A 19,970-nucleotide genomic window follows, 5' to 3' on the forward strand; every position below is an offset into this window, starting at 1 on the left:
CATGAACGGTTCGGGCTGCGAGTCACCGACGGCACCGGAACCACGGGTGCCGACCAATGCCTGACCACCGCCGCTCATCGGCGCAGCTCGAGGGAAAGGTGCGCGGACAGCGCACGGAGGAAGTCGGCCGCGTCGAAGATCCCGCCGGCGGAGGCGACACCGACCGTCCGGGTCCGCCCGGTGAGGATGCGGTGCACCGCCTCCACCGCGAGCGGCGCGGTGACGGCGTAGATGTCCTGGCCCCTTGCCACGGCACGCCGTTCGGTACCGCCGGAGCGCACGACCACGTCGACGAGGAAGGTCTGCGCGGACCTGCCACGCCCGTCGACCACGGCGGGCGTCGGCGTGTCCGGCCCGGCCAGGTCCCGGGCCGCCTCGACCGTCATGCAGGTGCGCACTTCGGGGATGGACAGGTGGCTGGGGATGGTGACGACATCGGCCATCGTGAACTCCCCGATGACGGCCCGGGTGCCCAGCGGGTCGGGGAAGTGCCAGTCCAGGACGGGCGGGGCGTCGTCGCGGTACTCCAGCCCCCCGTTGGAGTAGCGGACGCGGCGGCCGCCCCGCCGCTGCCGGGAGACCCGGCCCGCGTCGCGGGTCCCGGCGGTGGGGTGCCAGCTGTTCAGCCCGTACGCGATGTCCGCCTCGTCGGCGGCCGTCCAGTCGCCCATCGCCGCGGTGACCAGCAGGTCTCCCAGGCCACCGTAGAAGGCCATCGCCGGGACGATGACCGCTCCGGCGGTGCGGGCATGGTCCGTGAAGTGCGCGAACGTGTCGGCGTTGGCCTCGATCTCGGCCGCCACGTCCACGTAGGGGATCCCGGCGCGCAGGGCCGCCTCGATCACCGGGACGGCGGTCGTGGCGAAGGGCCCGGCACAGTTGATCACCGCCGCGGCTCCGGCCAGTGCGCGGTCGAGGGAGGCCGGATCGTCCACCGACGCCGGCCGGGCGTCGAGTCCGGGATAGGACGCCGCCAGCGCCTTCAGTTTGTCGGTGTCGCGGCCGGAGAGCGCGGGGACGAACCCGCGGTCCCGCAGCTCTGCCACCACGAACCGCCCGGTGTGCCCGTACGCGCCGAACACCACGACCGTGTGTCCCGGTCCCATGACTTCTCCCCAAGCTCGAATGGCCCAGTGGTTGATCCACTGCCGCCATCCTGTCGAGGGCGAGCGTCCCGCCGCGAGTGTCCGGAACGACATGCCCCGTACAATTCCGGACATGGGCACTGTCGCGCTGGCCGTCACCGACGGCATGCTCCACTTCGAACTGTCCGTGGCGTACGAGGTGTTCGGCGCCGCCCCGGCCGGTGTGACCGTGCCCTGGTACGACGTCGCGGTCTGCGGGCCGGACGCCGTGCGGGTCGGCCGGTTCCGGCTGGAGCCCGACCACGGGCTCGACCGGCTCCGGCACGCCGACACCGTGATCGTCCCCGCCTGGGCGGACGTCGACGAGGCCCCGCCGGCCGACCTGGTCAGCGCGGTGCGCGCGGCCCACGAGGCGGGCGCGCGGGTGGCCTCCCTCTGCACGGGCGCGTTCGTGCTGGCCGCCGCCGGCCTGCTGGACGGGCGGCGCGCGACCACGCACTGGGCGCACACCGAGGTCCTGGCCGCCCGCCATCCACGGGTGGAGGTCGACCCGGACGTGCTCTACGTGGACGACGGCAGCGTGCTCACCTCCGCCGGCAAGGCCGCCGCGCTGGACCTGTGCCTGCACCTGATCCGCCTCGACCACGGCTCGTCGGTCGCCAACGCCGTCGCCCGCCGCCTGGTCGTGCCGCCGCACCGGGCCGGCGGCCAGGCCCAGTTCGTCGCCGCCCCGGTGCCCACCCGGGACGACCATCCGCTCGCCGCACTGCTCCCCTGGGTGACCGAACGCCTCGACCAGCCGCTGACCGTGGAGGACCTGGCCCGCCAGGCACGGATGAGCTCACGCCACCTGGGCCGCCACTTCAGGGCGGCGACCGGCACCACCCCGCTGCAGTGGCTGCTGACCCAACGGATCCGCCGCGCCCAGGAGTTGCTGGAGACCGGCGACGACAGTGTCGACGTCATCGCGACAGCCACCGGCATGGGCACCGCCACGACGCTGCGCCGGCACTTCAACCGCACGGTCGGCGTGCCCCCGGACACCTACCGCCGCACCTTCCGCTCGGGGAGTCCCGCGAAGTGGAAGGCGGGCAGCGCGCTTTGAGCCTTTCGTGCCATTCATGAGGTGAACTCACCTGCACCGCAAGGACTTTCCCTGTTTCACCTCTTGACGACCTGAGTGACCGAGAGCACATTGGGCCCACTTTGAGAGCGCTCTCAGCAGAGTCTCCCAGCGCTGTCGAAGGCACCCGCACTCATCATCCCGTACCCGAGAGGCACGCCCATGAGTGACACCTCCGGCATACCCCCCGCACACCGCAGACGCCGTCCGCTGCGGCGCACGCTCGTCGCCGTGCTCGGCGCGCTGGGCCTGGCCGCGGCCGCCGCCCTGGCCTCCGTCCCCGCCGCGAACGCCTCCGCGCCCACGCCCCCGGCGGGCTGGACGCAGGTCTTCCTGGACGACTTCAACGGCGCCGCGAACACCGGCGTCAACACCTCCAACTGGCAGTACGCGACCGGCACTTCGTATCCGGGCGGCCCCGCGAACTGGGGCACCGGCGAGGTCGAGAGGATGACGAACAGCACCAGCAACGTCTCCCTCGACGGCAACGGCAACCTCCGCATCACCCCGCTGCGCGACGCCGCCGGCAACTGGACGTCGGGCCGTATCGAGACCAACCGCACCGACTTCCAGCCCCCGGCGGGCGGCAAGCTGCGCGTCGAGGCCCGGATCCAGGTGCCGAACGTCACCGGGGCCGCCGCCAAGGGTTACTGGCCGGCGTTCTGGATGCTGGGCTCGCCCTACCGCGGCGACTACTGGAACTGGCCGAGCGTCGGCGAGCTCGACATCATGGAGAACACCCAGGGCCTGAACACCATCTGGGCCACGATGCACTGCGGCACCGCCCCGGGCGGCCCCTGCAACGAGAACAGCGGCATCGGCACGACCACCTCATGCGCGGGCACGACATGCCAGGCCGGCTTCCACACCTACCGCATGGAGTGGGACCGCTCGACGAGCCCCGAGGAGATCCGCTTCTACCTCGACGGCACCAACTTCCACACCGTGCGGGCCAACCAGGTCGACGCGACGACGTGGGCGAACGCCACGAACCACGGCTACTTCATCATTCTCAACGTGGCGATGGGCGGCGCCTTCCCCGACGCCTTCGGCGGCGGCCCCGACAGCGGGACGCAGCCCGGCCACCCGATGCTCGTCGACTACGTCCAGGTGCTGTCGGCCGGTGGGAGCGGTACCACGCCGCCGCCGACCGGCACCCGGGACGCCTACAGCGCCATCCAGGCCGAGTCGTACGACGGCCAGTCCGGCGTCAGCACCGAGTCGACGTCCGACGCGGGCGGCGGCCAGAACATCGGGTCCCTCGCCAACGGCGACTGGGCGCTGTTCCGGGGCGTCACCTTCGGCTCCACGGCGGCCACCCAGTTCAACGCCCGGGTGGCGAGCGGTGCGGCGGGCGGCGTCAGCGGCCTGGTCGAGGTGCGCCTGGACAGCCGTACCGCCACGCCCGTCGGCAGTTTCGCGGTGGGTAACACGGGCGGCTGGCAGGCGTGGCGGACGATCCCGGCGAACATCAGCTCGGTGACCGGGACGCACGACGTCTATCTCACCTTCACCAGCGGCCAGCCTGCGGACTTCGTGAACGTGAACTGGTTCAACTTCGGGCGCTGAAAGGCGTGTTGTTGACGATGCCCCGCAAGGCATGCGATGTCTCGCGGGGCATCGGCGGCGTTCAGTCCCGTCGGCGTAGCGCCTTGACGATCTTCGGGAGTGCGGTGGCGAGGACGAGGGCCGTGAGCGGGACGACGACGTCGACCCAGGGATCGCGGATCGGCTTGTACGTGGCGGTGCCGTCCTTGATCTCGATGTAGCCGAGGGGTCTGGCTCCGGCGCCTCCGCCGCCGCCTCCCCCGTCTCCGGTCCTGGTGGCGCCGACCTCCCGTCCGGCCCCGCCGCCGAAGCCGAAGCCGATCCTGGCGACCGGGATGACGGTGACGCCGTGGGCGGTGACGGGTTCGCCGTAGACGGCCGTGACCGAGGCGCGGCCGCCGAGTTTCTCGGCGAGGCGTTCCAGGAGGGTGGCGGAGGCGTGGGCGGCCGTGAGGTCACGGCCCTGGTCCGGCAGGGGAACGGGTGCTGCGGTGTCGTGCTCGGGGGTGGTCATGGCTGGTCACCGTCCTGCTCGACAACGGGAGTCGGGTACGCGCTCCACCCTATGCCGGAGGTCCTGCTTCCGCCGGGCAACCGCTCAGCGCAGCTCCGCCCGGAACGCCGCCGGCGTCAGGTCCGTGTGCTGGTGGAAGAACTTGGAGAAGTTCGCCGCGTCGCGGAAGCCGACCGCCACGCCGATCCGGCCGATCGGCATGTCCGTGTGTGCCAGCAGGCGTTTGGCCTCCAGGATCACGCGTTTGTCGATGAAGCCCTTGGGGGTCTCGCCGGTGGCGGCCCGGACCGCGCGGACGAGGGTGCGGCGTGAGTAGCCGAGCTGGTCGGCGTAGGCGCTGACGCTGTGGTTGGTGGCGAAGCCCTTCTCCACAGCGTCCCGGAAGAGGGTGAAGGTGGTGTCTCCCTGCCGGCGTTCCGCCTCCGCCGATCCGCGCGCCATCCCGGGCCTGAACATCGTCCGCCCGGCCGACGCCAACGAGACCGCGGCCGCCTGGGCGGAGATCCTCAGGCGGCACGCCACCGACCCGGCCCCGCACGGCCTCGCGCTCACCCGGCAGGGCGTGCCGACGTACGCGCCCAACCCGGATGCGGCGAAGGGGGGTTATGTCCTGAAGGAGTCCTCGAAGGAGACTCCGGACGTCGCACTCATCGCCACCGGCTCCGAGGTCCAGCTCGCCGTCGCCGCGCGCGAGCAGCTGGAGGCCGAGGGGATCGGTACGCGGGTGGTGTCGATGCCGTCCGTCGAGTGGTTCGAGCAGCAGTCCCGCGCGTACCGCGACAGCGTCCTTCCGCCGTCCGTGCGAGCGCGTGTCGCGGTCGAGGCCGGGATCGGTCTGACGTGGTACCGCTTCGTAGGTGACGCAGGACGCATCGTCTCCCTCGAACACTTCGGCGCCTCCGCCGACGCGAAGACCCTCTTCGCGGCCTACGGCTTCACCCCCGAGAACGTCGCCGCCGCAGCCCGGGCTGCACTTAATTCAACTACGGGCTTGGCCGCCACCCGCAGTTGATCCGATCGCCAGAAAGAAGATGATCACTGTGACCGAAGCAACCGCCACCGCGGGATCCCTCAAGCGCCTGTCCGACGAGAGCGTCTCGATCTGGCTGGACGACCTGTCGCGCAAGCGGATCGAGTCCGGCAACCTCGCCGAGCTCGTCGAGAACAAGAACGTCGTGGGCGTCACCACCAACCCGTCCATCTTCCAGGCCGCCATCGGCTCCGGCGCGGGCTACGAGGAGCAGCTCGCCGACCTGGCCGTGCGGGGCGTCACGGTCGACGAGGCCGTACGCATGATGACCACCGCCGACGTCCGCGCCGCCGCCGACATACTGCGGCCCGTCTACGACGCGACGGACGGCCGTGACGGACGGGTCTCCATCGAGGTCGACCCGCGACTCGCGCACAACACGGCGGCGACGATCGCCGAGGCCAGGCAGCTCGCCTGGCTGGTCGACCGCCGCAACGTGATGATCAAGATCCCGGCGACGAAGGCCGGCCTGCCGGCGATCACCGAGGTCATCGGCCTCGGCATCAGCGTCAACGTCACGCTGATCTTCTCGCTGGAGCGCTACCGGGAGGTCATGGACGCCTACCTGGCGGGTCTTGAGAAGGCCGCCGAAAAGGGCCTGGACCTCTCCACCATCCACTCCGTCGCGTCCTTCTTCGTCTCCCGCGTCGACTCCGAGATCGACAAGCGCCTGACGGTCCTCGGCACGGACGAGGCCCTCGCGCTCAAGGGCAGGGCGGCGCTCGCCAACGCGCGGCTCGCCTACGAGGCGTACGAGGACAGGTTCGGCTCCGCCGACAATTCGACACGCGCCGACGACCGCTGGAGCACGCTGGAGAACGCCGGCGCCAACAGGCAGCGCCCGCTGTGGGCCTCGACCGGCGTGAAGGACGCGGCGTACAAGGACACGCTGTACGTCGACGAGCTGGTCGCGCCCGGCACGGTCAACACCATGCCGGAGGACACCCTCGACGCCACCGCCGACCACGGCGAGATCACCGGCGACACGGTGACCGGCGGCTATGGGCAGGCCCGCGCCGACCTGGCCGCCGTGGAGGCGCTCGGGATCTCGTACGACGAGGTCGTGCAGCAGCTGGAGGACGAGGGCGTCGCCAAGTTCGAGGTGGCCTGGAACGACCTGCTGGCTGCCGTCACCAAGGCACTGGACAGCAAGGGGGCAGCGGCGTGATGAGCGAGGAAGACATGGCCGGGGCGGTGGCCGACTGGGCCAATCCGCTCCGCGACACGCGTGATCGCCGGCTGCCGCGTATCGCGGGCCCGTCCGGTCTCGTCATCTTCGGCGTCACCGGCGACCTGTCCCGCAAGAAGCTGATGCCGGCTGTCTACGACCTGGCCAACCGCGGTCTGCTGCCGCCGGGCTTCTCGCTCGTCGGGTTCGCCCGCCGGGACTGGGAGGACCAGGACTTCGCGCAGGTCGTGCACGACTCCGTACGGGAGCACGCGCGCACCGAGTTCCGCGAGGAGGTCTGGCAGCAGCTGGCGGAGGGCATGCGGTTCATCCCGGGTGACTTCGACGACGACACGGCGTTCAAGCAGCTGCGCCAGACCGTCGAGGACCTCGACGCCGCCCGCGGTACGAGTGGCAACTACGCCTTCTACCTGTCCGTACCGCCGAAGTTCTTCCCGAAGGTCGTCCAGCAGCTGAAGAAGCACGGCCTGGCGGACGCCCCCGAGGGATCCTGGCGGCGTGCGGTCATCGAGAAGCCGTTCGGGCACGACCTGACCAGCGCGCGTGAGCTGAACGCGATCGTGCACGACGTGTTCGAGCCGGACCAGGTGTTCCGGATCGACCACTACCTGGGCAAGGAGACCGTCCAGAACATCCTGGCGCTGCGGTTCGCCAACCAGATGTTCGAGCCGATCTGGAACCGGTCGTACGTCGACCATGTGCAGATCACGATGGCCGAGGACATCGGCATCGGCGGCCGCGCGGGCTACTACGACGGCATCGGTTCGGCGCGTGACGTCATCCAGAACCACCTGCTGCAGCTGATGGCACTGACCGCCATGGAGGAGCCGGCCGCGTTCGACGCCGGATCCCTGCTCACCGAGAAGCTGAAGGTCCTCAGGTCGGTCAAGCTGCCGGAGGATCTCGGCAGGCACACCGTGCGCGGGCAGTACGCGCCGGGCTGGCAGGGCGGCGAGAGGGTCGTCGGCTACCTCCAGGAGGACGGTATCGACCCCCGGTCGAAGACCGACACCTACGCCGCGATCAAGCTGAACGTCGACAACCGGCGCTGGGCGGGCGTGCCCTTCTACCTGCGCACCGGCAAGCGGCTCGGCCGCCGGGTCACCGAGATCGCCGTCGTCTTCCAGCAGGCGCCGCACTCCCCCTTCGACCACACGGCGACGGAGGAGCTCGGCAAGAACGCGATCGTCATCCGCGTCCAGCCGGACGAGGGCATCACGGTCCGGTTCGGCTCCAAGGTGCCGGGTACCTCGATGGAGATCCGGGACGTCACGATGGACTTCGCCTACGGCGAGTCGTTCACGGAGTCCAGCCCGGAGGCGTACGAGCGGCTCATCCTGGACGTCCTTCTCGGTGACGCCAACCTGTTCCCCCGTCACCAGGAAGTGGAAGAGTCCTGGAAGGCCCTCGACCCGATCGAGACGTACTGGGACGGACACGGCAGGCCGGCGCAGTACGCGTCCGGCAGCTGGGGACCCGAGGAAGCCGACGAGATGCTCGCACGAGACGGACGGAGCTGGCGCAGGCCATGAAGATCGACCTGACCGACACCACTGCAAGCAAGATCAACAAGGCGTTGGTGCAGGGCCGCCGCGCCATCGGCACCCCGGCCGTGGGCATGGTCCTGACGATGGTCATCGTCACGGACGAGGAGAACGCCTACGACTCGATCAGGGCGGCCGAGGATGCCTCGCACGAGCATCCCTCGCGCACCCTGGTCGTCATCAAGCGGCACGCCCGCACCCCGCGCGACCGTACGGCCTCCCGGCTGGACGCCGAGGTCCGGGTGGGCGCCGACGTCGGCACCGGCGAGACGGTCGTCCTGCGGATGTACGGCGAGGTGACCGACCACGCCGACTCGGTCGTCCTGCCGCTGCTGCTGCCGGACGCGCCGGTCGTCGTGTGGTGGCCGGTGGACGCGCCGGAGAACCCCGCGAAGGACCCGCTGGGCGCCCTCGCGCAGCGCAGGATCACCGACATGTACGCCGTCGAGCGCCCCCTGGACGCCCTGGAGGTACGGGTCCGCTCGTACGCGCCCGGCGACACCGACCTCGCGTGGACGCGGCTCACCCCGTGGCGTTCGATGCTGGCGGCGGCCCTGGACCAGGCCCGGGTGCCGATCACCTCGGCGGCCGTGGAGAGCGAGGCCGAGAACCCCAGCGCCGAACTGCTGGCCCGCTGGCTGGAGGCCCGCCTCGACGTCACCGCCGAGCGGATCGTCACCGCGGGACCGGTCGTCACGGCCGTACGGCTGGGCACCGCGAACGGCGAGATCGTCATCGACCGCCCCGAGGGCCCGCTGGCCACACTGCACCTGCCGGACCAGCCGTCCCGCACCCTCGCGCTGAAGGTCCGCACCACCTCCGAACTCATCGCCGAGGAGCTCAGGCGCCTCGACGCCGACGAGATGTACGCCGTCGCCCTGCGGGGCGAGGCCACCAAGGAGACCCCCGCACATGTCTGACTCCCTTTCCGACTCCCCCAGGCTCACCCGGCGCCCCGAGTGGGCCGCCCTGGAGGACCACCGTTCGGGCCCGCTGCTGAACCCGTCCCTGCGTGAGCTGTTCGCCGCCGATCCCGGGCGCGCGGAGCGGTACGTCGTGCGCGTGGGCGACCTGCGCATCGACTACTCGAAGAACCTCGTCACCGACGAGACGCTCGCCCTGCTGACCGAACTGGCCACCGCCACAGACGTGTTCGGGCTGCGCGACGCCATGTTCCGCGGCGAGAAGATCAACGTCACCGAGGACCGGGCCGTCCTGCACACGGCTCTGCGGGCCTCGCGGGACGCGGTGGTCCAGGTCGACGGCGAGAACGTCGTGCCGGGTGTGCACGCCGTGCTCGACAAGATGAGCGACTTCGCCCAGCGCGTCCGCTCCGGCGAGTGGACCGGCCACACCGGCCGGCGGATCCGCAACATCGTCAACATCGGCATCGGCGGCTCCGACCTCGGTCCGGCGATGGCGTACGAGGTGCTGCGGCCGTACACCGACCGAGACCTCACCGTCCGCTTCGTGTCGAACGTCGACGGCGCCGACCTCCATGAGGCGGTGCGCGACCTGGACCCGGAGCAGACGCTCTTCATCGTCGCGTCCAAGACGTTCACCACGATCGAGACGATCACCAACGCGACGTCCGCCCGGTCCTGGCTGCTGGCCGGGCTCGGCGACGACAAGGCCGTCGCCAAGCACTTCGTCGCCCTGTCGACGAACGCGGAGAAGGTCACGGGCTTCGGCATCGACCCGGACAACATGTTCGAGTTCTGGGACTGGGTCGGCGGCCGCTACTCCTTCGACTCGGCGATCGGCCTGTCCCTGATGATCGCCATCGGTCCGGAGCCGTTCCTGGAGATGCTCGACGGGTTCCGGATCGTCGACGAGCACTTCCGCACCGCACCCGCCGAGGCCAACGCCCCACTGCTCCTCGGCCTGTTGGGGATCTGGTACGGCAACTTCTTCGGCGCCCAGTCACACGCCGTGCTGCCGTACAGCCACTACCTGTCCAAGTTCACGGCGTACCTCCAGCAGCTGGACATGGAGTCCAACGGCAAGTCGGTCGACCGTGACGGGCACCGCGTGGACTGGCAGACCGGTCCCGTGGTGTGGGGCACGCCCGGCACCAACGGGCAGCACGCCTACTACCAGTTGATCCACCAGGGCACCAAGCTGATCCCGGCCGACCTGATCGGCTTCGCGCGTCCCGTCGACGAGCTGGCCGACGAGCTCAAGGCGCAGCACGACCTGTTGATGGCCAACCTGTTCGCGCAGGGGCAGGCGCTCGCGTTCGGCAAGACCGCCGACGAGGTGCGTGCCGAGGGCGTGTCCGAGGCGCAGGTGCCGCACCGCACGTTCCGTGGCAACCACCCGACGACCACGATCCTCGCCCGTGAGCTGACGCCTTCCGTGCTGGGCCAGTTGATCGCCCTCTACGAGCACAAGGTGTTCGTGCAGGGCGCCGTCTGGAACATCGACTCCTTCGACCAGTGGGGCGTCGAGCTGGGCAAGGTCCTCGCCAAGCGCGTCGAGCCCGCCCTCACCGACGGCGCGGACGTGCCCGGTCTCGATGCCTCCACCGCCGCCCTCGTGGCCGCCTACCGTGAACTGAAGGAAGTGCACTGACATGCAGTTGGGACTCATCGGCCTCGGCAAGATGGGCGGCAACATGCGCGAGCGGATCCGCCGCGCCGGCCACACCGTCGTCGGATACGACCGCAACCCCGAGCTCTCCGACGTCAGCAGCCTGACCGAGCTGGTCGACAAGCTCGAGGGCCCGCGCACGGTCTGGGTGATGGTCCCGGCCGGGGCCGCCACCCAGTCCGTCGTCGACGAGCTCGGCGAGCTGCTCTCCCCCGGCGACACCGTCGTCGACGGCGGCAACTCCCGCTGGACGGACGACGAGAAGCACGCCAAGGAGCTCGGCGAGAAGGGCATCGGCTTCGTCGACGCCGGTGTCTCGGGCGGCGTGTGGGGCCTGGAGAACGGCTACGCCCTGATGGTCGGCGGCGACGCCGAGCACATCGCCAGGGTGCGGCCGGTCTTCGACGCGCTCAAGCCGGAGGGCCCGTACGGCTACGTCCACGCGGGCAAGGTCGGCGCCGGGCACTTCTCCAAGATGGTCCACAACGGCATCGAGTACGCCATGATGCAGGCCTACGCCGAGGGCTGGGAGCTGCTGGAGAAGCTCGACTCGGTCACCGACGTGCGCGAGGTCTTCCGCTCCTGGCAGGAGGGCACCGTCATCCGCTCCTGGCTGCTGGACCTCGCGGTCAACGCCCTCGCCGAGGACGAGCACCTGGACAAGCTGCGCGGCTACGCCGAGGACTCCGGGGAGGGCCGGTGGACCGTCGAGGCGGCCATCGACAACGCCGTACCGCTGCCCGCGATCACGGCGTCGCTGTTCGCGCGGTTCGCGTCGCGGCAGGACGACTCGCCGCAGATGAAGATGATCGCGGCGCTGCGCAACCAGTTCGGCGGCCACGCCGTCGAGTCGAAGGAGTAGTGCGCCGTGGGGGATCTTCTGCTGGTCCGCCACGGTGAGACGGAGTGGAGCAGATCGGGACAGCACACCAGCTTCACCGATCTGCCCCTCACCGAGCACGGCGAGGAACAGGCCAAGTCGCTCGCTCCGCTGCTCTCCGGCCGGGCCTTCTCCCTGGAGCTGTCCAGCCCGCTGCAGCGGGCGCTGCGCACCGCCGAGCTCGCCGGTCTGACCAGAGTCGTAGCGGACTCCGACCTGCACGAATGGCACTACGGCGGCTACGAGGGCATCACCACCGTCGAGATTCACCGCACCCGCCCGAACTGGGACCTGTGGCTGCACGGGGTCCCGCCCGGGCCGGAGGGGTACCCGGGCGAGACCCCGGCCGAGGTGGGCCTGCGGGCCGACCGGGTGCTGGCCCGGGTGGACGCGGCCCTCGCGAACGGCACCGGTGACGCGATCGTCGTGGCGCACGGGCACTTCCTGCGGGTCCTGACGGCCCGTCGGCTGGGTCTCGAGCCTGCGCAGGGCCGACTGTTCCAGCTGGCGACGGGCACGGTGAGCCGGCTGTCCACGGAGCACGGCCGGCCCGTGATCGCCGAGTGGAACACCCGGCCGTAACGGCAACTCCCTTGGCCCGGGCATCCACCGCGCGCCTCTGTGCGGAACTCCGGGAGTGAAAACACCGGTTGACAGCTCGCCCCGGTCGGCGTCAGAGTCCCGGCTGATGGAGACAGATGATCTTACGCCGACAGAACTGCGGGTGTGGCGGGCCTTCCCCCGGGGCGAGGCCGTGGACTTCCGTGCCGCTGAGGACGAGGACGTGGCGGGTGGCGCCGACTGGGGGCCCGAACGCACCGTGCGAGCTGCCGTGTTGCGGGCGCTGCTGCTCAACGGCCCGCAGGAGAACGGAGAGATACCCGCTCTGAAACTGGCGGGGGCACGCATCACCGGCGTGTTCAGCCTCCAGCACGGCACGGTCGACCACGCCGTACGGCTGAGCCACTGCTTCTTCGACGCCGTACCCCAACTGTACGGCTCCCGGCTGCGCCAGCTGAACCTGAGCGGATCCGTGCTGCCCGGGCTGGCCGCCGCCACGCTTCAGGTGGAGGGCGTCCTGCGTATGACGGGCTGTCAGCTGAGCGGGCCGGTGCGGCTGGGCGGGGCCCAGATCGGCGGAGCGTTGTTCATGGACCGGGCCGAGATCACCGCGGTCGGCGCCGGGGAGCCCGCGCTGCAGCTCAACCACGTGTCCGTCGGCGACGACCTGTGGGCGCCCGGGCTGCGCGCACACGGCGAGGTGCGTCTCAACGGCGCCTCGGTCGCGGGATCTGCCAACCTCAACGACGCCCGCCTCAGCAACCCCGGCGACCTCGTGCTCGACGCGCAGACGATCAGCGTGGAGACCGACTTCCACATGCGGCGCCTGGTCACGTTCGGCTGGATCGGTCTGCGGGGCGCCCGGATCGCGGGTCGGCTCGACCTGTCGTACGCACGCGTGTCGAACCCGGGCGACGCGGCGCTGAGGGCGGGCAGTTGCAGCATCGGGGAGCTGTGGCTGCGCAGGAGCCCGGCCATGGAAGGCACGCTGAGTCTGCGGCGCGCCCAGATCGACGACCTCTTCCTGGAACCCGAAGTGGTGCCGGACGAGGTCCAGTTCAACGGGCTCGTCTACACCTCGCTCACCCCGCAGGAACCCGCCGAGCGCCGGCTGCCGATGCTGGAGCGGGACCGCGAGGGCTATGTCCCGCACGCCTACGAGCAGTTGACCGCCGCCTACCGCCGTATCGGCGACGACCACGCCGCCCGACTGGTCCAGCTCGCCAAACAGCGCCGCCATCGCCGGACGCTCTCCTGGTACGGGCGGCTGTGGGGCCACGTCCAGGACGCCACCGTCGGCTACGGCTTCCGGCCCCTGCGCGCCTGCGGCTGGCTGCTGTCGCTGCTCGCCGTCGGCTCGGTCGCCTACGCCCTGCACCACCCGCCACCACTGAAGGCGGACGAGGCCCCCGAGTTCAACCCGCTCTTCTACACGCTCGACCTGCTCCTGCCGGTGATCTCCTTCGGCCAGGAGAGCGCCTTCGCCCCGAAGGGCGGCTACCAGGCGCTCTCCTACGCCCTCGTCGTCGCCGGCTGGATCCTCGCCACGACCGTCTTCGCCGGTGTGACCAGGACCGTCAGCCGCCAGTGAGCCCCTTCACGCTGTGCTGCGCGGCCAGCCGCACCGGGGCGTTCTGGGCTCCGTAACCCCGATAACCGTCCCGCTGGACCAGCTCGAAGAAGACGCGTCCGACGGTGCGGGTGTAGCAGTGGCGGAACTCGCCGTGTGCGTCCCGGTCGTAGAGGATGCCGAGTTCGCGGTACGTCTCCAGCTCGCTGTCGGTGAGCTCGAAGCGGGCCGCCAGGTCGTCGTAGTAGTTGGCGGGGATCGGCAGGAGCAGGCCGCCGGCCGCGCGGAAGCGGCGGGCCGCGGCGACCACGTCACCGGTGGCCAGCGCGATGTGCTGGGCGTGGACGGTGTCGTCGGTGGGCGCCGCGCCGACGGTGAGGGCGATCCGGACGCTGCCGTCGGCGTTGGTGACGGCACGGCTGCGCATCAGCCCGTAGGGGTCGGCGACGTCGACGCTGTCCTGTGCGTCCAGGCCGAGGACGCTGCGGTGGAAGAGGGTCGCCTCGTCGAAGTGGTGCCAGGGCTGGGTGAGGGCGAGGTGGTCGATACGGGTGACGCCGGGTGCCTGCTCGGTGTGCTCGACGTCCTCGAAGTCGGTGCGCCAGTTGGGGAGTTCGGTCCGATCCGTGGCGCAGAAGAAGAGTTCCGTGCCGTCGGGGGCCGCCACCGCGTCGAGCGGCGCGTCCTCGGCGGCCCGGCGGCGGGGCAGGACCGGCGCCAGCAGGGCCTCCGCGCGGCGGGCCGCACCGGCGGGGTCCGGTGACTCCAGGCCGATCGCGGCGAGCTGGGTGCCGTCACGGCGTACGGCCGGGCCGGTGTTCACCAACAGGCGGGCCTCGCCCTGCTGCCACAGGTCCACCGGCTTGCTGCGGTGCCGTGCGCTGCGGGCGAAGCCCAGGGCGCCGAGCAGCGCCGCGACCGGATCGGCGTCGGGCGTGACCAGCTCCGCGAAGGCGACGCCCGTGGGGACGACGGGCGCGGGCGGGGTGGCCAGGCCGACGGTCTCCTGGAGGACCAGCAGGGAGCGGTGGGCGTCCACGGCCGTCGGGGCGGCCTCGGACTGCCGGAAGACGTCGTTGAAGACCTCCAGGGACAACGGTCCGCTGTATCCCGTATGCAGTACATGGCGTACAAGGCCGCTGACATCGAATCCCCCCTGTCCCGGGAAGCAGCGGTAGTGCCGGCTCCACTGCAGGACGTCCATCGCGAGCAGCGGGGCGTCGGCGAGCTGGAGGAAGAAGATCTTCTCGCCGGGGATGTCCGCAATGCCTTCGAGGTCCTTCGGTTCAGAGCCCCGGGACAGGATGTGGAAGCTGTCCAGGCAGGTACCGAGGGCGGGGTGACCGGCCGCCTCCACGATGCGCCAGGCGTGGTCGTACGTACTGACGTGCCGTCCCCAGGCCAGCGCCTCGTAGGCGACCCGGACGCCGAACTCCTCGGCCGCGTCGGCCAGTCGGCTCAGCTGTCCGGCGGCGAGCGCGTCGTCGTCCACCGCCTGCGGCGCGACGCTGGAGCAGACCAGGACGGTGTCCGCGCCGAGCCTGCGCATCAGGTCGAACTTGTGCCGGGCGCGGCGCAGATTGCGGTCGAAGACGTCGTCGGGCACGGCCTCGACGTCCCGCATCGGCTGGTACAGGTCGATGGTGAGGCCGAGGTCGGCGCAGCGGGCGCGGATCTCCTCGGGGGTGAGCGGGCTGGCCAGCAGGTCGTTCTCGAAGATCTCCACGCCGTCGAAGCCGGCCCGGGAGGCCGCCGTGAGCTTCTCGGTGAGGGATCCGCTGAGGGAGACGGTGGCGATGGATGTACGCATGTTCATGCTCCTTGAGGTGCGCTGTGTCGCGCCCCGTCAGGGGCGCGGGGAACTGCGCGACCAGCCACGGACGGCCCGCAGCTGTCATACCGCATGGCCCGCAGACGGCTCCGCGACACCAGCCAGGTCCGCGATGTCCGCCAGCATCCGGAGGCTGTCGGGCCCACGGCCCGTGAACAGGCGAAACGCGTCCGCAGCTTGGAAGGCGGCCATCCCACCCCCGTCCAAAGCGGCGCAGCCAATCGCCCGGGCGGTGCGCAGCAGCTCGGTCTCCAGCGGTCGGTAGACGACCTCGGCGATCCACAGGCCGGGGTGCAGGAGCTCGGCGGGCAGGGGCAGCCCGGGGTGGGCGGCCATGCCGGTGGGAGTGGCGTGGACGATGCCGTCGGCGCCGGCGAGCAGACCCGCCAGCCGGTCCGGTGTCGCGGGGGCCGCCCGGCCCTCGCCGAAGTGACGGTTCAGGGAGGCGGCGAGACCGGCGGCCCGGTCGGCCAGCGCGTCGACCACGGTGACCCGCTCGGCGCCCAGGGTGAGCATGGCGTGCGCGACGGCGGCGCCCGCACCGCCCGCGCCGAGCTGGACGACCCGCTCCAGCGGTACGTCGGGCAGTCCGCGCGCGAAGGACGCGGCGAAGCCGGTGACGTCGGTGTTGTGGCCGACGGCACGCCCGTCCTCGAAGACGACGGTGTTGACCGCTCCGAGCGCCTCGGCCTGCGGGGCGATCTCGTCCAGGTGTCCGATGACGAGCTGCTTGCACGGGTGCGTGATGTTGAGTCCGTCGAAGCCCAGGTCACGGGCGGCCCGCACGACGTCGCCGACCGCCTCGGGCGGTACACCGAGGGTGTCGATGTCGATGAGCCGGTAGAGGTAGCGCAGACCCTGCCGGTCGGCCTCCCGCTCGTGCAGGGCCGGGCTGAGCGAGGGACCGATGCCGGAACCGATCAGTCCGACGAGATACGAGTCCTTGGCGTCCTTGGTCACGCGGGACCTCCTGAGCGGCCTCACTAATGTACGAACTAGTACGTTAGTCATAGCAGCAGGGGCAGGGGCCTGGGAAGACCTCGCCGAAAACGGACGTGTCCGGGCTTCTACAATCCGGTCACTGGCCCCTCGCCCGAAGGAACGCGATGACGAGCGTCGACGAACCGGCACGACCCAACGGGCGCATCCGTGACGCCGCCCGCACCAAGGCCGAGATCCTCGACGTCGCGACCCGGGAGTTCGCCCGCGCCGGCTTCGCCGGGGCCCGCGTCGACGAGATCGCGGCCCGCACCCGTACCACGAAGCGGATGATCTACTACTACTTCGGCGGCAAGGAACAGCTGTTCACGGCCGTGCTGGAGCGGGCGTACGGTGTGATCCGGGAGGCCGAGCAGGAGCTCGACGTCGAGCATCTGGACCCGGTGGCGGCCATCCGGCGCCTCGCGGAGCTGACCTTCGACCACCATGAGCAGCACCCCGACTTCATCCGCCTGGTCAGCATCGAGAACATCCACGAGGCCGAGCACATCGCCGCCTCCGAGGAGCTGGGCAGGATCGGCTCGCCGGCCCTGGACGTGATCCGTCGGATCCTGGAGTCGGGGCAGAAGTCCGGCCTGTTCACGGCCGACGTGGACGCCGTCGACCTGCACGCGATGATCAGCGCCTTCTGCTTCTTCCGGGTCGCCAACCGGCACACCTTCGGCGCGCTGTTCGGCCGCGACCTGGTGGACCCGGCGCAGCGCGAGCACTACCGGAACATGCTGGGTGACATGGTGATCGCCTACCTCACGGCGGACCGCAGCGAGGACTGAGCACGGCCCGCGGCGAGGCGAGATCCTTCGGCACCACCCCTTGACACCCGGGAAACGTGAGCGCAACATCCGTAGCCAACCGCTACTAACTATCCAGTGCGTTAATTAGCCGGGTAGCGCCCGGCACGGCCGACCCATCACCCCAGGGATCCGGCACTTCTCCCCCGCCGCTCACTCCACTTACGTTGGAGTTCCCTCGAAGGAGCAACGCCGTGGCAGCATCAGGCGCACCCCGCGACCCTGCCGAACCCGTCGGGCAGCCGAAAAAAGCAGCCACAGCTGCTTGGATCGGCAGCGCCCTGGAGTACTACGACTTCTTCATCTACGGCAGCGCGGCCGCGCTGATCTTCCCGCAGATCTTCTTCGACCAGTCCGACCCCGCCACCGCGACCCTGCTGTCACTGGCCACGTTCGGCGTGGCGTACGCCGCCCGCCCGGTCGGCGCGCTGTTCCTCGGCCACTTCGGTGACAAGCTCGGCCGCAAGAAGATCATGGTCTTCACACTGATCCTGATGGGTCTGTCGACGTTCCTGATCGGCTGCCTGCCCACCCGCGACCAGGTCGGGACGCTGGCCCCGGTCCTGCTGGTGCTGTGCCGCGTCCTGCAGGGCATCTCGGCGGCCGGCGAGCAGGCCAGCGCCAACTCCATGACCCTGGAACACGCGCCACCGCACCGGCGCGGCTTCTTCACCAGCTTCACCCTCAGCGGTACGCAGGGTGGCCAGCTGCTGGCCACGCTCGCCTTCATCCCCATCGCCGCGCTGCCCGAGGACCAGCTGCTGTCGTGGGGCTGGCGGATCCCGTTCTGGCTGAGCGTCGCCGTCGCCGTCGTCGGCTTCGTCATCCGCCGCAAGCTGGAGGAGACACCGGCCTTCGCCCAGCAGGCCGCCACCGAGGGCGTCGTCAAGCTGCCGCTGGTCGTGCTCATGCGCGAGCACTGGGCGGACGTCCTGCGGGTGATCGCGGGCGCGCTCATCGCCTCGGTCAGCACGATCTTCACGGTGTGGGCCCTGGCGTACGCCACCAGCGACGCGGTCGGCATGTCCCGCTCGTCCATGCTGTGGGTGGGCGCGCTGGCGAACCTGGTCGCGCTCGCCGCCATCCCCCTGTGGGCCACGCTGTCCGACCGCATCGGCCGCCGCCCGGTGTTCCTGATCGGCGCGATCGGCAGCGCGGTGACGATGTTCCTGTACCTGTGGGCGATCTCCACGGGCTCGTATCCGCTGGTCCTGCTGCTCGGCATCGTGACCTTCGGTGTCGTGTACAGCGCCGCGAACGGGGTGTGGCCCTCCTTCTACGGCGAGATGTTCTCGACCCGGGTCCGGCTGTCCGGCATGGCGATCGGCACGCAGATCGGCTTCGCCGTGGCCGGGTTCGCGGTCACCTTCGCCGCGCAGATCGCGGGTCCGGACGGCGACGACTGGCTGTCGGTGGCCCTGTTCACGGCGGCGCTGTGCGTGCCGCCGATCGTGGCGGCGTTCTCGGCCCGCGAGACGGCGAAGGTACCGACGGAGCTGCTCGGGGAGCGGGTGTCCCCGGAGACGGCACAGCGGGAGACGGTCACGGCCTGACTCCGTTCCCGCTCAGGGCGCGTGTCCCCGGATCCCGTGGTGGCTCCGGGGACACGCGCCCCGTCACGCGGAGGTCGCGGCCACGCAGAACTCGTTGCCCTCCGGGTCGGCCATCACGATGTGGTGTCCGGTGAACTCCTCCTGGACGCTCCCGCCCGCCTTCACCAGGCGCTCGGACTCCGCTCGGATACGGGCCCACCGCTCCTCGGGGCTGCCGTGTCCGGGCACGCGGACATCGATGTGCAGCCGGTTCTTCGCCGTCTTGGGTTCGGGGACCCTGAGGATGGACAGGCGGGGGCCGACGCCGTCGGGGTCGCAGAGCCAGGCGACGTCGTCCACGGAGTCGTCCTCCGGCAGGTCGAACTGGGCGAGCCACTCCTCGCGTGTGGCGAAGGGAGGGGGCGGTGGCTCGTCGACGTAGCCCAGGGCCGTCTTCCAGAACACGCCGAGCAGTGGCGCGTTCGTGCAGTCAAGCGTGAGATCGATTCTGGCTGCCATGTCAGGACCGTACTGCGCGGCACTGACATTGATGCTGATACTCAGGTTCCGGTGGTCGTGACTCGGGCACTGACTGACGCTCTGCTGGGCTGTCCTGCGGCTGTTCTGTCCGGCTGCTGGGACCTGTTCAGTCCAGCCGCGTCGCGGACGCTACGCGTTCGTCCAGCCCCGCCGGCACAGCACCAGCCGGTATCCGTCCGGGTCCTCGATCGTCACGCCCCACTCGTTCCAGTACGGGTTGGGCGACAGGACCCGCTTGCCACCGTGCCGCTCCAGCCTCGCGATCAGGTCGTCCGGCACCGGCCCGTCGACGTAGACCACCAGCAGGTCCTCCTCGGTGGGCCGGGGTTCGACGGGACGGGACGCCTCGTGGACGAGTTCCAGATGCCAGTCGGCGTCCGGCCAGCCGAGCATCAGCAGGTCGTGCTCACCGGGGTCGGCGCCGCCCACCGCCCGCCATACGACGCCGAGTCCGAGCCCCTCCGCCCAGAACCGCTCGGCCGCGGCCAGGTCCCGGGACGGGCGGGCGATCCGGATGTGACTACGGCCGTTGACGGGCATGGTGCCCCTCCTCATGACGTCCTCATCGACGGTGATCCACTCGGCAGCCTAGGCAGCCGACCGGCGCCCGGACCATCGGCCATCCGCCCTGCGCCCCGGGT

At 70.7% G+C, this 19,970-nt stretch carries 17 protein-coding genes and 2 pseudogenes; 12 read left to right on the plus strand and 7 right to left on the minus strand.

What is annotated here, in order from left to right; translation table 11 throughout:
* Positions 1-74: 74 nt before the first annotated feature.
* On the minus strand, positions 75-1,106 hold the full coding sequence (locus AQJ91_RS40225; protein WP_067032437.1) for a saccharopine dehydrogenase family protein: 1,032 nt from the start codon (positions 1,104-1,106) through the stop codon (positions 75-77).
* A 112-nt stretch (positions 1,107-1,218) separates the two neighbouring features.
* Here AQJ91_RS40225 and AQJ91_RS40230 point away from each other — a divergent pair, with 112 nt between their 5' ends.
* A complete protein-coding gene (locus AQJ91_RS40230; protein WP_067032440.1) occupies positions 1,219-2,190 on the plus strand; it encodes a helix-turn-helix domain-containing protein in 972 nt (323 codons plus the stop codon).
* A 180-nt stretch (positions 2,191-2,370) separates the two neighbouring features.
* A complete protein-coding gene (locus tag AQJ91_RS40235; protein ID WP_067032444.1) occupies positions 2,371-3,777 on the plus strand; it encodes a glycoside hydrolase family 16 protein in 1,407 nt (468 codons plus the stop codon).
* A gap of 61 nt (positions 3,778-3,838) precedes the next feature.
* On the opposite strand, the gene AQJ91_RS40240 is transcribed toward AQJ91_RS40235, so the two are convergent.
* Complete coding sequence (locus tag AQJ91_RS40240; RefSeq protein ID WP_079085571.1) at positions 3,839-4,270, minus strand: spore germination protein GerW family protein; 432 nt, start codon at positions 4,268-4,270, stop codon at positions 3,839-3,841.
* Between the two features lie 84 nt (positions 4,271-4,354).
* Positions 4,355-4,711: pseudogene (locus tag AQJ91_RS40245) on the minus strand (helix-turn-helix transcriptional regulator); the annotation flags it as partial.
* On the opposite strand from AQJ91_RS40245, the pseudogene AQJ91_RS40250 reads away from it, so the two are divergent.
* The 8 genes and pseudogenes from AQJ91_RS40250 to AQJ91_RS40285 all read left to right on the plus strand — a co-directional run.
* Positions 4,695-5,282: pseudogene (locus tag AQJ91_RS40250) on the plus strand (transketolase-like TK C-terminal-containing protein); the annotation flags it as partial. The pseudogenes AQJ91_RS40245 and AQJ91_RS40250 sit on opposite strands and share 17 nt — an antisense overlap.
* A 19-nt stretch (positions 5,283-5,301) precedes the next feature.
* Complete coding sequence (gene tal / locus AQJ91_RS40255) at positions 5,302-6,468, plus strand: transaldolase (protein WP_067032451.1); 1,167 nt, start codon at positions 5,302-5,304, stop codon at positions 6,466-6,468.
* Positions 6,468-8,021, plus strand: a complete 1,554-nt coding sequence (zwf, locus tag AQJ91_RS40260) for a glucose-6-phosphate dehydrogenase (protein ID WP_067032454.1) — start codon at positions 6,468-6,470, stop codon at positions 8,019-8,021. Before tal ends, zwf begins: the two co-directional genes overlap by 1 nt.
* Complete coding sequence (gene opcA / locus AQJ91_RS40265) at positions 8,018-8,953, plus strand: glucose-6-phosphate dehydrogenase assembly protein OpcA (RefSeq protein ID WP_067032457.1); 936 nt, start codon at positions 8,018-8,020, stop codon at positions 8,951-8,953. Before zwf ends, opcA begins: the two co-directional genes overlap by 4 nt.
* Complete coding sequence (pgi, locus tag AQJ91_RS40270) at positions 8,946-10,607, plus strand: glucose-6-phosphate isomerase (protein ID WP_067032460.1); 1,662 nt, start codon at positions 8,946-8,948, stop codon at positions 10,605-10,607. Before opcA ends, pgi begins: the two co-directional genes overlap by 8 nt.
* 1 nt (position 10,608) lies before the next feature.
* Positions 10,609-11,487 (plus strand): phosphogluconate dehydrogenase (NAD(+)-dependent, decarboxylating), encoded by an 879-nt coding sequence (gene gnd, locus AQJ91_RS40275; RefSeq protein WP_067032462.1) that lies wholly within the window; start codon positions 10,609-10,611, stop codon positions 11,485-11,487.
* A gap of 6 nt (positions 11,488-11,493) precedes the next feature.
* The gene (locus AQJ91_RS40280; protein ID WP_067032467.1) at positions 11,494-12,087 is read left to right on the plus strand and encodes a histidine phosphatase family protein; all 594 of its coding nucleotides are present in this window, start codon (positions 11,494-11,496) and stop codon (positions 12,085-12,087) included.
* 106 nt (positions 12,088-12,193) lie between these two features.
* Positions 12,194-13,657 (plus strand): membrane-associated oxidoreductase, encoded by a 1,464-nt coding sequence (locus AQJ91_RS40285; protein WP_067032470.1) that lies wholly within the window; start codon positions 12,194-12,196, stop codon positions 13,655-13,657.
* Here AQJ91_RS40285 and AQJ91_RS40290 read toward each other — a convergent pair.
* Both AQJ91_RS40290 and AQJ91_RS40295 read right to left on the minus strand, forming a co-directional pair.
* Positions 13,644-15,446: a bifunctional sugar phosphate isomerase/epimerase/4-hydroxyphenylpyruvate dioxygenase family protein gene (locus AQJ91_RS40290; RefSeq protein WP_067032473.1), complete on the minus strand. Its 1,803-nt coding sequence runs from the start codon at positions 15,444-15,446 to the stop codon at positions 13,644-13,646. The two genes, AQJ91_RS40285 and AQJ91_RS40290, sit on opposite strands and share 14 nt — an antisense overlap.
* A gap of 84 nt (positions 15,447-15,530) precedes the next feature.
* Complete coding sequence (locus AQJ91_RS40295) at positions 15,531-16,427, minus strand: shikimate dehydrogenase (protein WP_407696997.1); 897 nt, start codon at positions 16,425-16,427, stop codon at positions 15,531-15,533.
* Between the two features lie 146 nt (positions 16,428-16,573).
* Here AQJ91_RS40295 and AQJ91_RS40300 point away from each other — a divergent pair, with 146 nt between their 5' ends.
* Complete coding sequence (locus AQJ91_RS40300; protein WP_067032479.1) at positions 16,574-17,239, plus strand: TetR/AcrR family transcriptional regulator; 666 nt, start codon at positions 16,574-16,576, stop codon at positions 17,237-17,239.
* 212 nt (positions 17,240-17,451) lie between these two features.
* On the plus strand, positions 17,452-18,810 hold the full coding sequence (locus AQJ91_RS40305) for an MFS transporter (protein WP_067032483.1): 1,359 nt from the start codon (positions 17,452-17,454) through the stop codon (positions 18,808-18,810).
* A gap of 63 nt (positions 18,811-18,873) precedes the next feature.
* On the opposite strand, the gene AQJ91_RS40310 is transcribed toward AQJ91_RS40305, so the two are convergent.
* Together AQJ91_RS40310 and AQJ91_RS40315 are read right to left on the minus strand one after the other, a co-directional pair.
* Positions 18,874-19,308, minus strand: coding sequence for a VOC family protein (locus AQJ91_RS40310; protein ID WP_067032485.1), 435 nt, complete (start codon positions 19,306-19,308; stop codon positions 18,874-18,876).
* A 150-nt stretch (positions 19,309-19,458) separates the two neighbouring features.
* Positions 19,459-19,869: a VOC family protein gene (locus AQJ91_RS40315; RefSeq protein WP_067032488.1), complete on the minus strand. Its 411-nt coding sequence runs from the start codon at positions 19,867-19,869 to the stop codon at positions 19,459-19,461.
* Positions 19,870-19,970: the final 101 nt, after the last annotated feature.

This window comes from Streptomyces dysideae, assembly GCF_001514305.1.
GTDB lineage: Bacteria > Actinomycetota > Actinomycetes > Streptomycetales > Streptomycetaceae > Streptomyces > Streptomyces dysideae.